12 protein-coding genes are annotated in these 15568 nt (G+C 38.2%); all 12 read right to left on the bottom strand.

All coding sequences use genetic code 11. From position 1 onward, the window contains the following. Positions 1-46: 46 nt before the first annotated feature. On the bottom strand, positions 47-310 hold the full coding sequence (locus ACVBDQ_RS16525; RefSeq protein WP_446663345.1) for a hypothetical protein: 264 nt from the start codon (positions 308-310) through the stop codon (positions 47-49). Between the two features lie 309 nt (positions 311-619). Then, positions 620-1225 carry a kinase gene (locus ACVBDQ_RS16520; protein ID WP_011229690.1) on the bottom strand — a complete coding sequence of 202 codons (606 nt, stop codon included), beginning with the start codon at positions 1223-1225 and terminating at the stop codon, positions 620-622. A 26-nt stretch (positions 1226-1251) separates the two neighbouring features. Continuing rightward, the gene (locus tag ACVBDQ_RS16515) at positions 1252-2265 is read right to left on the bottom strand and encodes an ABC transporter permease (protein WP_047757490.1); all 1014 of its coding nucleotides are present in this window, start codon (positions 2263-2265) and stop codon (positions 1252-1254) included. Further along, the gene (locus ACVBDQ_RS16510) at positions 2265-3146 is read right to left on the bottom strand and encodes an ABC transporter permease subunit (RefSeq protein WP_011229688.1); all 882 of its coding nucleotides are present in this window, start codon (positions 3144-3146) and stop codon (positions 2265-2267) included. Before ACVBDQ_RS16510 ends, ACVBDQ_RS16515 begins: the two co-directional genes overlap by 1 nt. An 81-nt stretch (positions 3147-3227) precedes the next feature. After that, positions 3228-3749: a hypothetical protein gene (locus ACVBDQ_RS16505; protein WP_008881522.1), complete on the bottom strand. Its 522-nt coding sequence runs from the start codon at positions 3747-3749 to the stop codon at positions 3228-3230. A gap of 884 nt (positions 3750-4633) precedes the next feature. Then, the gene (locus tag ACVBDQ_RS16500; RefSeq protein WP_033024504.1) at positions 4634-6100 is read right to left on the bottom strand and encodes a restriction endonuclease subunit S; all 1467 of its coding nucleotides are present in this window, start codon (positions 6098-6100) and stop codon (positions 4634-4636) included. Then, on the bottom strand, positions 6097-7578 hold the full coding sequence (locus ACVBDQ_RS16495) for a class I SAM-dependent DNA methyltransferase (protein WP_033024503.1): 1482 nt from the start codon (positions 7576-7578) through the stop codon (positions 6097-6099). The genes ACVBDQ_RS16500 and ACVBDQ_RS16495 overlap by 4 nt, the downstream gene beginning before the upstream one ends. After that, positions 7579-10824, bottom strand: coding sequence for a type I restriction-modification system endonuclease (gene hsdR / locus ACVBDQ_RS16490; protein ID WP_033024536.1), 3246 nt, complete (start codon positions 10822-10824; stop codon positions 7579-7581). It abuts the gene before it with no gap. A 122-nt stretch (positions 10825-10946) separates the two neighbouring features. Beyond that, entirely contained in the window at positions 10947-11420 is a 474-nt protein-coding gene (locus ACVBDQ_RS16485; RefSeq protein WP_074044816.1) for a Mov34/MPN/PAD-1 family protein, read from the bottom strand. Then, positions 11420-13111 carry a ThiF family adenylyltransferase gene (locus tag ACVBDQ_RS16480; RefSeq protein ID WP_074044817.1) on the bottom strand — a complete coding sequence of 564 codons (1692 nt, stop codon included), beginning with the start codon at positions 13109-13111 and terminating at the stop codon, positions 11420-11422. Before ACVBDQ_RS16480 ends, ACVBDQ_RS16485 begins: the two co-directional genes overlap by 1 nt. Continuing rightward, entirely contained in the window at positions 13101-14186 is a 1086-nt protein-coding gene (locus tag ACVBDQ_RS16475; RefSeq protein ID WP_074044818.1) for a hypothetical protein, read from the bottom strand. The genes ACVBDQ_RS16480 and ACVBDQ_RS16475 overlap by 11 nt, the downstream gene beginning before the upstream one ends. 35 nt (positions 14187-14221) lie before the next feature. Next, the gene (locus ACVBDQ_RS16470; protein ID WP_074044819.1) at positions 14222-15253 is read right to left on the bottom strand and encodes a DUF3307 domain-containing protein; all 1032 of its coding nucleotides are present in this window, start codon (positions 15251-15253) and stop codon (positions 14222-14224) included. Between the last annotated feature and the right edge of the window lie 315 nt (positions 15254-15568).

Genomic DNA, 15568 nt, shown 5'->3' with positions numbered 1-15568 from the left:
TTTGTCAAGTCGTGTGCCTATGAAATTCAGCGTTTTTTTCTAGGATTCACATCGTGAAATCCTTGATATTACAGCATTTTGACCATTTGCATTTGCCTAAAATGGCCTCAAAACTGTCGAACTCGGGAAATAAAAAATCCTTTGTTTTGACCTTGTTAGGGTGCGAAATGTGAGGATTTAAATGAATTTTTTTCTGTAAAACAAAAAAGAAAAGGCGCCCCACACGGGGAACGCCCGATGATCCATCCCGAGGCGGCAGGTGCACTGCATGCACTTCCACGCCGCCATTACCAATCGATTCGCTTTCCATCTCGGAAAAAGCCGCCGTTCGGCCCGTCAGGCCTGATTCTGCTATTTAACCGCACTCCCTCCAATTACTCGTTTTTCATCGACAGCCCGTGCTTTCGCGGAAATCATAATAGGATACCCTCCTTCAATCCATAAATTTCATCAACACCTGTCTATCATTATAAAAGAATGAGGGCACTTTCAATGGTTAGATCAAGACAATTCGTTGATTATTCAACAAATTGTATGAAATTATCGATGATCGATTCGATGTTTTCTTTTCCAACATCGTCATCCTCGCAAAGGAACAAACCCTACCAAAGATTCCCGATCATGAGGTCATATCGAAAACAACATCCGCCCGTTTAATCGGCTCTTCGGTTTCCAAATAATAGTCTTCTGCTTTCCAATACCGGTTGATGAACTTTTGGATGTTTTGTTTCACTTGATCGTTTTCACGGGCAAAGCGAATCTCCCGCGGACAATCCAAATAGACGACGAAATCAAAGAACGGCCTCCATTCTTTCCTTTGCAGAAAAACACCTTCAATCATGATCATGTCCGAATCAGAGAGATAAACCGTTCGCTTGGAGTGCGTATCGGTCTCATGATCATAAAACGGGAGGGTCAGCTGGTGGGATGCTTTGAGTTGACGGAACAACTGATGCGTTAGCCACTCCACATCCCACTGTAAATAATAATATTCAAACCATTCCTCGTTTCCCGTATGATAACGTTTGGCTCGCTCGACAATATGATCATCCATGTGAAAAACGCACACGGAGATGCCTTGCTCCCGCAACGTTTGACTCAGCTGATTGGCTAATGTCGTTTTGCCCGATCGGCTTAGCCCATCAATCCCGAGGACCAATCGGCCCGCTGTTTTTATCGCCAAAATGGTCTTGCATAAGAAGTCGATGCGATCACGCAACTCCATCCCCCCTCATGTATTTTTAGGATAGCCTATCTATAAAGTACAAATTCAAAATCGCCCTGCTGCGGCGGAAAAGAAGCAGGTTTTCCCGATGAACTCCATTGCTTTTTCCGCTGCTTCCGTTTTCCTTTTCCAGCAATTACTTGCTCTAACCCTTTTCCCATTAATTTAAAGGCAAAAATGGCAACGATAAAGGCAACACACGGCCCGACAACAATCCATTGGTCAAGCATCATTTCCCGATAGGAAAGACCGATCAAGCCGGACCATTCGTTCGAAAGGGAGAGCGCCACCTTCTCCGGAGGGCCCAACCCATCGGAATCATATATAACTTTTACGCCTCCTAGCAATATTTGAAACGCCCCGAGATGCACAAGCAGCAAGAGCGACTGCACCGTCTGCTGGGTAAACAGCAAAAACAGCCGCGGCCGCATATACGGGAGAACGTGCTTGCGGATGAGCCAAACGTTATCAGCTCCCATCAGCCGGGAAGAAACGACAAATTCATTTTGCAAAAAGACAGCGATATCATTGCCGATGACCAGCATTAACGGCGGAAGCGCAACAGCCGCAAGCACCAATAGTTGTTTTATCAACACTCCCATTCCAGCTCCTTGCTCCTCCAATGGAATGAAAGCAAAAAAGAGCATCGTTAAAAATATCGCCGGCACAAACCGAAAGGCGCGGACGATGGACTCGGCAATAAAACGAAATTTCTGTAAATAAAAAGCATACATGATTCCGCCGACCGTCCCGAACGCCAGCCGCAGCAAACTGACCGCCAATGCGGTGAAAATCGTATATTTCGCCCCATCGATGACCTTCCAAAACACATCTTCGCCTTGGCGATCGACGCCAAACGGATGGGCCCAGCTCGGCGGGTACGGAGGAACGTCAACGAGCCGACCAGCCTCATTGTAGATCTGCTTCGGCGGCTGTGGAATGATGTCTTTCAGCCAATAAGAATATAAAAAACTGGCCAGCAATAGACCGGCCGCGATGATAAACCCTATCGTAAAATAAACGTTGCGGAATGCGCGCATCACGCTACCCCCCTCTCGATTCCCGTCAAATAAGCAATCACTCGTTTCCCGGCCACATCAATGATGTAAAACGGCAAAAACAGCATGGCAAGACCGATAGCCACTACTTCCGGCGTATGGAGCTGCTCATACAAAAACCGGAACAATCCGTGCATATTAAACAAATATTCCGCCACTAACAAGTTCGACAGCATAAACCAAAACAAATATTGGACGTTAGAAAACACGGTGATCAGCGCGTTGCGGAACATATGGCGCCATAGCACTGCCGTTTTTGACAATCCTTTCGCTAGCGCATATTCGACGTATGGCTTGTCTTTTTCCTCCGTAAACGCAAGAAATGTCATTTGGAACAGCAGAATGGAAGGCAAAATGGAAATCATGACAATCGGCAGCACGTATACATTGTCAAAACCGGCAACAGGATTGACAATAAGCAAATCTGTCTTTTTAAACACCCAGATGACAAACAGTTGCGTAGAAAAAATAAAAATAACATCGGGGATCGACTCAAGAAAAAACGCGATTCCTTTAACCATTTTTTGCAGCGGACGCGGAAGCAAAAAGCAGATGTAGGCTCCCGTAACGGCTATAAGGAAGGAAACAGCCAGCGCCCCCCATAAAATAATAAGGGAATAGGCATACGGCTCCATCATCGTTGAGAGCAGGGGAGCATTGTGCCATTGCGAGAGCGAAACCGTTATATCACGAATAGAAAAAAAGCTCCAAAACAGCTGCTGAAATTGCTGCCAAAATACCGTGACCATTTGCGGGCTCGGAAACAAGGAATAGCTTTGCGCAAACGCGATAATCGCCATAATCGTGAAAATGGTAAGCAACAAATCCGCCAGCACCGTCAAGGCGAGTTTCCATTTCTTCATAAGGCTGATCCCCCTCCTTCGGAGCATGGGCAACCGATTGCTTGATGTTCCTTTCGGCTGTAAGCTGCCAGTGCTTGCATTTTAATAAGATGGTGCCGGGGGAGGCAATGTTTCTGCTAACATGGATTGCTGTCCTCCCATTCCATCGCCTATTTTCAAGATGCGGTCATACATTTTAATTCCTACATAGGTTTGTCCGTCTGTTTGATATTCTACTCTGCCCGACGAGTCTTTTTTGATAAGCTCTCCCTTTTCACCATACTTCTCTTTTACGTGCTTCGGCTGCAGTTCTGGCAAAAACATCACATCCAGCTCATATTCCTTAGCTCGCTCCGGTCTTTTCGCGCTCCATGAATAACTTCCGTCTTCCCCAACGTTTACTTTTTCCTCGAGTACCTGTTTGCCCCCCTCGATTTCTTTCATCACAATTTGCACGACGGCGCCTTTTGGCAGATTGCTGTTTCCGCTTAGCACCACTAGGTCACCGATTGTTTTGACCGCACCACCTAATTTTACCGTTTGCTCCACTTTCGGTTTGGCACAGCCAACTAGCACCAATAGCAACAACAACGTAAGGACCACCGTCATTCGGATATCCTTCATAAAAACCCTCCTTATATGTATGTATAAGCATCTTTCAATAAAGAGGTTCATCACCGAAAGATGTACTTGACTTTTAGGAAGAAGCATGGTAGTGTCCCTTCCAACTTAACAAAAATAACCAAAAATGGAAACCTATCTTTTTTTTTACATCTTCATCATGAAAAACTTTTTTGTCAAGTACATTTTGTGGTGGAGATCCATTTTCTATAAATCATACCATATTTTTATCTTGATAAACTCCTTATATTATGAAATTTTTGTTACTATTCCAATTTATCCCTTTGCGAAGCCTTGCTTTATCAACTGTATAGGGTTCCTACTTTTTTCTGGTAAATGATGACCTATCATGAACTGCACTCCAATTGTTAGACACCACTAACCAATGGAGGCGCAGTTTTTATATGACTAAATAAGTTTAGAAACTCAATTAGCTGCAGTAGGGCTTATCTTGAAGGGGGAATTTTATTCCCGCTATATTTGGATTTTATCCGGCTTTAGCAGATTCCTTCTTCTATGACTAGTTTGGCGACATGAAGGTCTCCTCTTTTAGTTCCAAATAAAAAATCGAGAAAAGCACCTTTAGGTACCTTTCTCGATTCCCTTCAATCCTATTTCCTTCTCCCTAATTGGAATCCCATCCTCGTTGCCAATCAAACTGAATTGAATTTGTTTCGCTTCGATACGATCGCGAGTATAAGGCTTTTTTTGTCATTCAACAACAGTCTTGTTAAGTGACAAAAAAGTTGTATACTGAAAAGTCCATTGAAAAAGCAAAACACCGTTCAGAGACATGAACGGTGTAACAAAAAAGTTGTATACTCATTTTACAATTTTTTGAATCAGCCGATTAAAAAGTGACAAAATTGTTGTATACTCAATTTCCTTTATCTGGATTTTAAAACTTCCTTCAAAAGCTCTATTGCACTTTCTTCAGTTGGATCATTTGTTCCAAGTTCTCCATGGAAGGCTTTGTTAAGGATAGATTGGCGTAGTGAATCTATTTCCCCTTCTAATGTCTCTATTTTACTAATTTCGACTTCTTTAACATACAACTTATCCAATAACTCAACAATTTTGTCTTGTTCTCTTTTTGGGGGTAATGGAAATAAATAATTTTCTAAAAATGATTTTGGTACACGTTGTTGACCTACTGCGCCTGTCATTTCTTTTTTAGCTTCCATCCTAAATTTTTTAGATCGAAGTAAATAATATATTAACTTGATGTTAATATAAGAGTTTGTTCTAATTACATGAAACTCTGTTGATCCAAATCCAAACCCATTTATTAAATTTTGCGCAATAGCTGTTTTTCCATTTTCCATACATGGAGTTATTTTGGCAAAAAGAATGTCATTCTCAAGGAAAAATGTATAACCTTTCTTTACTTTAGCATATTCCCTAATTTCTGGATTTTCTATTTCACCAGTTTTATCACTTATAGAAGTCATAGGAATAAATGTGCAAATTTGATCATCTTCTATATCCGCTAACTTCTTCTTAGGTGGGTTAATATCGACAATATCACCTAATCTAACCCATCTCCAATTTTGAGGGATTTGATAAGGTGGATTAATTTCGTGTTCATCTTTTTTGTTGCTTTTTTTATAGACCTTTTGAATTTCTTTAAAAATATCATCAGCTTTTTCAGTCATTGAGTTCTTAGATCGCCATTTTTTAGTTAGCTCTCCTCGAAATGCCTTGTCTAAAATGCTTTCCCAGCGAAGTTCAAACGACCCTTTTACTTCTTCAATCAACCGCTTTGCTTCATCAAGCTTAGCAAAAAGCCGCTCGACCTTCTCAGCAATGCGTTTTTGTTCGTTTAAGGGAGCTAAAGGCACCTCTATTTCCTTTAGCCTACTCGCTTTTATCCCAGAAACAGTAGTTCCAGTAGCGTTACTTTTAATTAGAGCTTGCATTTGTGGACTCATTAAACAATATTTAAAGAAAGTCTTTTCAAGTGGCTGATAAGGGGAGATTGTGATAATCCTTTGAGCGAGCGCAATTTTCTCATTAATATCTAATTGAGCCACATTCCCTAGAGGTGCTTCGGTTGTAAATAATATATCACCCACATTTGGAATCCCTCTAGTCATCCATGAATCATAATCTTTTTCACTAATAAATTCTTTAGGTTCGTCTTGAATATAACCCATCCTGACGTTTTTAGCGGTGATTAGTCTTATACCTGATTCAGTTTTTTTAGGTGTCTTACCTCGATAGTCAATAAACCTAGTAATACTACCTAGTCTCACCCATACCCAATTCTCCGGCACTGGATACGGCTGTTCTTCTTCAGGTACTAACGCTTCTTCGAGTAGTTCTTCGATAGACTTTTGTTTCTTTTTGCTCATTTTTCAAGCACCTCAGATGTTTCTGCCACTTTTAGTATTTCTTTAGAAGTCATTTGGTAGCTATTAGGTTGTTCGACAGCTTTTAATTCGGCAATGACTTCGTTTAATAAAGAGATAGCTATTTCTAATTTTTCCACCGCTTCTTCTGCGGAGTCAATTGGGTCTGGCAAGTTTTCGTAGACGGACAGGGATTCATCAGCAATTAGACCAATATCTAAGCTATCGCCATTTTTCGCAATTTCTTCACGAGTAAAGACATTCCAGCGCTCATCTTTGACTTTACGGCGGTCTTCTGCTGTGTAAGCTTTAATAAATCCTTCAAAATGTTCTTTAGTTAGCGGATTCCGCTTACCGAAGGAAGGCATGTTTGTACGTAAATCGTACACCCATACTTCTTTCGTATTGCCGACATCTGTTTTCCCGCGAGTAAAGAATAAGACGTTCGTTTTCACTCCTTGGGCATAAAAAATCCCTGTCGGCAAGCGTAAAATGGTATGCAAATTACATTTGTCCATTAAGTCACGACGAATGTCAGCACCAACTCCACCTTCAAACAATACGTTATCAGGCAAAATAACCGCAGCACGGGCTTTCCCGTTTGGTTTCAGCGCTCGATAAATATGCTGCAGGAAATTTAGCTGTTTGTTCGATGTCTTAAAGGTAAAGTCAGTTCGTGTTGCCTGCTCGCCGCCTTTTTTTGTTCCAAAAGGCGGATTCGTCAAAATCACATCATAATTTTTCAAACTTTCACCAAGTGATGAGAGGGTATCACCTAACAGGATTTCTCCATGAATATCATGAAGCAACGCATTCATGATCGCTAAGCGATGCGTATCTCTTACAAGCTCCACTCCCGAGAAAGCTTTATATTTTTGGAACTCTATTTCTTCTTGTGACAAATCAAAATAATCATCCGTTTGCTCACGAACATGACGGTCCGCCGCGATCATAAAGCCGAATGTCCCCGCAGCAGGGTCATGGCAGCGCTCGCCCGGCTTCGGATTGACCAGTTTTACAATGACATCAATGAGGACGCGAGGCGTAAAATATTGCCCCGCTCCCGATTTGACTTCACTCGCGTTCTTTTCTAACAGTCCTTCGTACAAATCACCTAAACCTTCTTGTTTCGCGTTATACCAATCTAAGTTATTGATGGATTGAATAATTTTTTCTAGGTTCTTTGGTTCTCTAATATTCGATGTCGCGTCCGTATAAATTTGCTTTAATAATTCATTTTCCTCTTTTCCTAAATCAAGTAACAACTGTTGATAATGCTCTTTTAGTTCAATCCCGTCTTTTTCTACTAACGAATCCCAGCGATATTTTTCTGGAATGATATATTCTTGACCAGTTTCTTTCATCATTTTTAAGAACAGCAAATACGTTAACTCTGTCACATATTGGTGATAGGTAATGCCGTCATCACGAAGCACGTTACATAAATTCCATAGCTTTTGGACGATTTCTCTGTTGTTCATCTACGCTTGCTCCTTCTTAGAATGATAGTTGTATAAGTTGTAATTAATTTCCCGAACGATGTGAGCTAATTGTCCGTCGAAAATTTTATTTAATTGTTTAAAGCCTCCGTGGCTTTTAAATGGCTCATATTCAAACGCTTTTTCCGGATCTGGATGAAGAACATATTCTTGCAGTAATTGCTTTTCAATGCGTTCGAGCCATTTCTTTTGCACCGGCGGCCATGCTTTCATTTGGTAAATTTTTTTCATGGCGTTTTTAATTCGTTCTTCATGGCTAATGAGCGGATCGCCTAATGCTTGCTGGCGAATGAAGGCGATGATGTCCGCCGCGATGTCTTCGTTTTTCGCCTCCCGCCATGCCGCTTGCAGTTTTTTCTCGGAAAAGCCTTTTTGGTCCAATTCGAGCAGCAGTTTTTTCAGTTCTTCTCTCGTTAATTCGGTTGGACGTTGACAAACAATCATTAAAGCTGGGATTTTGTTCATATTGTTGCGAATAAATTCACCGAACGATTGCAAATAGTCATCTGGCTTTTCCGCATTTCCGTATCCGCGTTTTACCGCAATCAACTTATCTTCATGTTTAGAAATATATTGCTTATTTTCCCGGTAGCGATTTTCATCCATATAGCGGAACATCGACTTGTACTCTTTTAATTGTACAGGTAATTCATCCGGCTGCAAGGCTTTTACCCAATCGATAAACTCATCGACCGTTTTGCCCCCGGACAGCACTTTAAAGTCTTGGTGCTGCCTATCGGACCATTTCCGCTTTTTCCGCTGGATTTTGGCAATAATTTGTTCTTTTTGATATTGAAGATGTTCCGTTTTTTCTAGTCCCTCTAATTCTTCGACTAATTGAGTCAGCGAAATATTCGGACGCGTTACAACCGGCTTCATGCTTGTATATGGTTTTAAAGATTCATAAATCCCAACCGCATCAAAAATTTTAAAATGGTCTTTTTGGATTTCTTCGCATCTTCTCGTTGCGCGTCCTAACATTTGTTCATACAGAATGCGCGAGCGAACACGCCGTAAGAAGACAAGATTCGTAATCGCCGGCACGTCCACACCCGTCGTCAGCAAATCAACCGTAACGACAATTGTTGGATATTTTTCGTTTTTAAAACGGCGGATCGCACCAGAAGGATCTTTAATCGAACCGGTAATTTTCATCACCGCGTTGTCTTCGACTTCACCGTATAGTTTTTCGAACTCTTCTTTTAAAAGGCGAACGACTAAGTCAGCATGATCATCAGTGGCAGCAAAAATTAACGTTTTTCCTTCATCATCCGGAGAAATATATTTCGTCAATTCACGAATGATGACACGATTAAAGCTTTCCGTAATGACTTTTGTGTTAAACTGAGACACATCAATATTGACTTCGTCTTCTAAATACTCTTGAGAAATCGTTCCTGTCACCGTGTCATACACATCGACCGTTTCCCCTTTCGCCCACGTAATCCCTTCTTTTTTCAACACCGTTTCAAATTGATACGGGGGTTCATGGTCGACTAAATAGCCATCCACTACCGCTTCCCGATAAGAATACGTGAAGACAGGCGGACCAAAGATCTCCGTCGTATGAAGTGCCGGCGTCGCCGTCAATCCGATGCGGACGGCATCAAAATAATCGAGCACTTTGCGGTATTTGCTGACATAGTCTTGATGATCTCTAAATTGCAGTTCCACCTCATCCATTTCTTTATCTAACGTATAACCGCGATGGGCTTCGTCCACAATAATGCAGTCATACTGATCCACAGGCGGGATGTCTTCCGAGCGGTCGTTATAAAAAATTCGTTTTAACATTCCTTGTACGGTAGCGATATGCACTTTCGTTTCGTCATCTGGTTTTTGATCGTATAACGATTGTAAGCTATAAATTTCGGTGAACGTATGAAAACTTTCCATCTTGCTTTCTTTAAAAGCACTTTCTGCTTGTTCCGCTAGCGCTTTTCGGTCGACAAGGAATAAAATTCGATGAAAACGCTTTGCTTTGAGCAATCGGTAAATGAGACCAATTGCCATTCTCGTTTTCCCTGTTCCGGTTGCCATTGCGATTAAAATACTGCGTTTTTTCTCTTCCAGTGCTTTTTCAACAGCTTGAATGGCTTTCACTTGGTAAGGTCTTAATTTCAGATAATCAAATTTTTCATCACGCAAAAATTGTTCCGAACGTTCGACATCTTGCTCTAACAATTTTTTTAACCCGCGAGGAGTGTACCAGCCTTGCAGCGGGCGTGGATGGTTCGTCGATTTTCGGGCATCTAAAAACCAAATGCCTGATTTTTGCTCTAACTGTTTTAGATATGGTCTCCCATTTGTCGCAAAGAGAAATGGAACAAAGTAATCTCCCCACGGCTCATGGATCACTTCATTACCATGTCGAACGACTAATTTTGCATATTCTTTTGCTTGTTCAATGTCGGATGGAATATCTTTGCTGGCGCGTTTCGCCTCAATGATTCCCACTAGTTCAAGGCCAATAAATAGCGCGTAATCAGCGTAACCGCGTTTTAAAGGCCATTCCGCAATTGCCATGTTTCGCCCCTTTTCCGGACGAACTCCTTTGGAGAACCGTAACTTTTCAGAGTCAGCCTCCCATCCAGCATCTCGTAATTGTTGGTCAATAAGAATACGGGTTTCTGCCTCCGTCAATTCAAAGTTAGCGATGGCACGTTGAGAAAATTCACGTCGTTTTTGCTTTTCTTCACTGCTAATATATAGCTGTTCTTTCCGTATCTTTTCAAGCTCTATTTCCAATTGAGCAAGCTTTTCTTCGTATGACTTAACTACATGATCCAACTCATCTGCTGATATAGATGTTTGTGGTGTCGGTTCGATATACTCTGGAGCTTGGAATGACCAATCGCCATACACTTCCATAAACCAAACTGCAATTCGGAACGCCATATGCAATAAAGCTTTTGCTTCGTTTACTTCTCCATAACTCGGATTATGTACCGCTTCATTCCCTTTCAACCGAATGACCGTAAATAAGTCATATATTTCTTTCGGGATAATTTGCTCGTAAAACAGAACTCTTAGACGTTCTTGCTGATCAGTTCCACGTTCTTCCCTAATTTCTTCTAAAGCTAAAATATATTTTGTAATCGTTTCTGCAAATTTTCTTAACTCACTAATCGTCACGTTTGGATTTTGATATACATTTCGTTCCGCCGTTTCCCCAACACGGGCGAGAACTTCCCACTTATCTTTTAAGAATTCGAAGTTGCTTGATATCATGTTTATCCCCCACTATGATTCAATTCCTCCAATAAATAACCGCTCTAATTACCAGCCCATTATTAAGAAACATCATTCCTTATTACATGAATAATAGTCTAATTAAATGTTATTAAATATTAATCTAACTCGGAGATTTTTAAGTTAGACATATTCTTAAAATAAATTCCTATAATTTCAAGTTTTTCGTTTAGCGAATAAGCCTGAAAAATAAGCTTATTATTTACATACTTTACAATCAGAAAAACAGGTGGATATACATTTACTAGATTTTTTCCGATATTTTTCATAGTAGTTAAATCCATCAAAGAAGGTTGAAGAGAAGCATTAGGTGGATGCGAATGCCATGTACCAACAAAATATCGTGCATTTCCTGTTAGTTCTAGTGCTTGTGTTAGAAGTTCCTCTTTATTAAGAATTATTTCATACTTATTTCTTTTACTCAAAGGTCCTGCATTGATAACATCAGTGACAATTAACTTTTTAGGCTTAAACTTAGCAAAAAGCAGTCCTCCATTTTCTATCGTAGGATTATCTTTTGTTGCTGAACAGAGCTTGCTAAAAACATCCATCTCCAAGTAAAAGCTATACATTAATTTTCTCTCCCTTTACCTTCACATCCACACTCATCTTGAACATTTAACAATCCAGTAAAAATCTTAGGAATAGATGTATTGACATCCCAGTACTCAACCAAATAGTCAAATTCAAATCTTTTAGTTTTTGCATAAAGGCTAATAGTAGCGACAATCTTAGCTGCAAAATCTGCCATGCGCTCAGGGAATGATACAGTATGTGGGTTACCGCATAAATCAATATAGGATATATCCAATTTAGAAAGTTCTTCATTTACTTTTTCGTTAATTTGCCTTAGTGTTTCATTTTTCTTTTCAAGTAAAAAGAAGCAGTTGAGACAACCTGTTTTTTGGGATGTTATTACCATTTTGTGAATAATGTTATGAGGCGAAACCCAAGCCCAAATAATCGGCTTTTTATAATTTTGTAGTTTATTAAAAGCTAGTTTATTAAAAGCTTCATTATCTCCTACGGTTACAACAAGGAGATCTGCTTTTTCAAAAACTTCCTCATCATTATTACCAGAGTATATCTCTGTTTCTTTAACTAAGTGGTGCATTAAATAATTAGCAACAGCGTCAGCCTTGTTTGCATATAAAAACATTGAGGGTAAGATATGTCCACCTAAGTTTTCTGGCTTTAACATATCATGATCAGACATGTATAAAGTTTTTACTCCTTTATTAACCAAGAGCCTTGCAACGTTACTGCCAAGTGAGCCTACTCCTATCAGTCCTACATTTAACCCTATCTCTGGTTGTCTTTTAGGTATCGTATCTATGCTAATCATTTGAACCTTCATACTTCCATTCTGATTCAATATTTCTTTATCGCAAAGAAACGATACGACTTCTGTACGTCCTTTATCTCCTCTAAAGATAACTACTATAGGTAAATTGTTATATTTTCTAACTAGCTTCGAAGTAATATATTCATTCACCCTTAGATATTCCAACAATTGATATAGAGTTTTAAATCGAGCCCACGAAGGAAGGCGAATTACAAGACAATCAGCATGATTGAATCCGCCGTCTGATTTAATATTAATAAGATAATCTAGACATGTACTTTTGGTTTCCCTATCGTCTGAGAAAAAATAAATGTAAGGATTGTTGAAATCAATATCATCTAAAGCATACTTATTGGAAATCACGCCATTTCTCGAAGTTGCCCCTGTACCCTTAAATTTATATTTAGAATGGATTAATTTATAAAGTTTTTTTTCTTTTGGTTTTAACTCTTTCATACAAGATTCTATAAATTCATTACTTAGAATTAATCTTGCAACCGTCGCTTGCTTTGGTATAATCTTTGAAGTTGGTAAATCTTCTTCTGGATCCCAAGTTTCTGTTATATTTGATTTCAGCCAACTATAAATTCGATCACAAATAAATCTGGCATTATTCTTTCCTTGAGGAACCCAATTATGTAAGCAGCATATTGTAAACTTTGAATCCCTTGGATTTTGGCTCAATACCCATTCATCTAAGTGTCTCCATTTATAAGGTATATTTTTATATAACTCTTTTTTTCCAGAAATAGTTTCTAAAAAAATAATTGGAGCTTTAAAAGGAAAATCTTGATCAATACAAATTGTAACTTCAATGGATATTTCACCAAAAGTAATGGATCCAAAAACTTTGTTCTCGTCAATAAGAGAAAAGCCGAGTCGTTTAAACTCAGCTAAAATTTCTTTTTTAGTTTCCATGTTTTATTTCACCGCTATCTTGTAAAGCTATGACGGATGCCCTTGCAAAATCTTCATTCTGTTCTTCTACATCACATATATCAGCAACATCTTCAATAGTAAATATATTTCTTTTAATAGGTTTTGTATCAAGCGAGTATATATCTCTAGTTTCAGTTACATCATACATTGTTCTCTTATAAGAATCGACTTTTTTCACTTCAATTTCACTATCCAAAAACTGCATCAATTCTTTATACTGATTACCAAACAGGATTAATCGATTATTTTTAGCATCATTATCATTTAAACCATTTAAAGCTTCCTTATATTTACTTAGCACTTTGGCAGAAAAGTCAATTTCGAATGAAGTTGCCTTTACCTCTCCTACAGCTTTATTTTCCCCTTTATCATTAACAATAACCCCTTGTGGATTCATCAAAGTCTTAGGTGAGTATTCAATACCAATTTTGATATTAATTAGATTGTCAGGATTATTAGCATACTGCTCTTTTCCTTTTTCTTTTAAAAACTCTTTTAAGTAATCATTTAAAATATCTGCACTCTCCAATACTCTTAAACTAAATAATAAACTCCTTGCCCCAATTGTCCACTCCTCGTCTTCTTCATCTAACTTATCCATCAGTACCATCAGACCATCGCCTGTGATTGAATGGATATGGCCATCATAATATCGGGCTAATTTAATCCAAGTGGATATTGCTTTTTGCTTTAAATTTGCAATGTCATCTATTGTTTCGACATTTGCTGAATCAATAAACAAAGCTCGCTTTGTAAAATTTCTTAAATCTACGAAAATCGAACATAACTTAACATCACTAACTCTGTGAACACTAAAATCTTCATATGACTTAACCTTACTTAATAATTCATCATATTTCGGGTGACCTCCAATTGTAAAATCTTCATTCAATTCCTGTTCTATAATATCCTCTACTTGATTAATTTCTCTCTGTTGAGTTTCGTTAAAAAAGCTTTTTGTTATTCTTCCAAAGATTACGTCAACCGGGTTAGTTTTTATGTCATATTTCCTGTTATTACGAATAAATTTTGACAAGTTCACTTTCTTAGCCAAGGTAAACACCTCCACTAAGTATTTATTTAACAAGTTTATCCTAATATTGAAATAATACCGATTACAATATAGTGAAAAGTCTGATCAATTTCTAACTTAACCATAGTTACTTCCTCAGTGTCAGGATCTTTAATTCCTTTTATGTACTTCATCCAAAAACGAAGCAATGCTCCTTGGTCTATTACCACATGTGTTATAAATACAAAAAATAAAGCAGCCAAATTAAAATAACCCATAAAAATAAAAGGAATTGCAATAACTGATAAAGAATAGATAGCGCAATGTACTAGTAAATAATACCAAGAATTTTGTTTTGATTTAGCTTGTTTATCGGATTGTAAAAGATAATCACCTATCTTATGGCCTAAATAAAGGTAAATAAACAATTCAACATTGACTGAAATACCGAAAAATCTAAAGTTTGTAACTTGAATAAAATTCGATATCAGTGAATAAACAATTAAAGTAGTAAGGAGTGCAATAAAGATTAAAAAGAAGAAAATTCCCTTATTTACCCTTTGTAACTTTATTAACCGTATAGCAGAAACTTTTTGTAATTCAATTGCCATCTCTTCAATGATCTGTTCATCTGTTAGCTGTTTAATATCCAAAATAAATTCTTTTGTTGGCTTACGAAGTTTTATTTTGGGATTTCGTCTAAAGAGGTCAAAAAAACTCATTTTATTATCTGTTGAAGATATAAAATAGTTTTCTTTTAGGTTAACTTCATTGAGTTTTAGATGTTCTACAGGAGAATTATTTGGTAAAAGTGTACGATAAACTAGTAAAAGGCTTAAAATAAAACAAATTGCCATTCCTAAGAGTATTAAAGTAATAAATAATATCTCCAAATGCCCCTCGTTCTTATAGAACTGACGAAGCCACTCTATCCATTTACTATAAGTACTAACTAACGCTGTGATAACTATAGACCACAATACGATTACAGCACTTGCTTTAGAATCAATAAATCGGATTGTATTTTGCGTATCATTAATCGCCTCTTTTAAAAATTCAAACTGTTTTTCTCTTTTAATACTATTTTCTAAGTTTTGATTACTACTCATATGTAGATCCCCTATTCAGCTATTGTTAAACAGACTAAAACTAGGACGAACCTAACATAGATTTTATCATAAAAGATAACATTTTTATCAATATTTCCTATTACTATTTTATCAATTGAATATTCTCTTACAATTCCTTTTTCACTTTTATAGACGATATACAGTTATGAATTTTGGCATTGATCTTTGTGTAAATTATCACTTTATTTCCGCACAAAAAAGACTCTTTTTTGCACATTCCTTCGGAATATCCCTCTCCCCCTTTCCGAAAGAATGTGCTAAATTTTTTGTGAATTATTTCGGAATGGGACATGG

This window comes from Geobacillus sp. CCR, from assembly GCF_052906625.1.
Note: the sequence above shows the minus strand (reverse complement) of the source record. Positions and strands in the feature narration are given on the sequence as shown.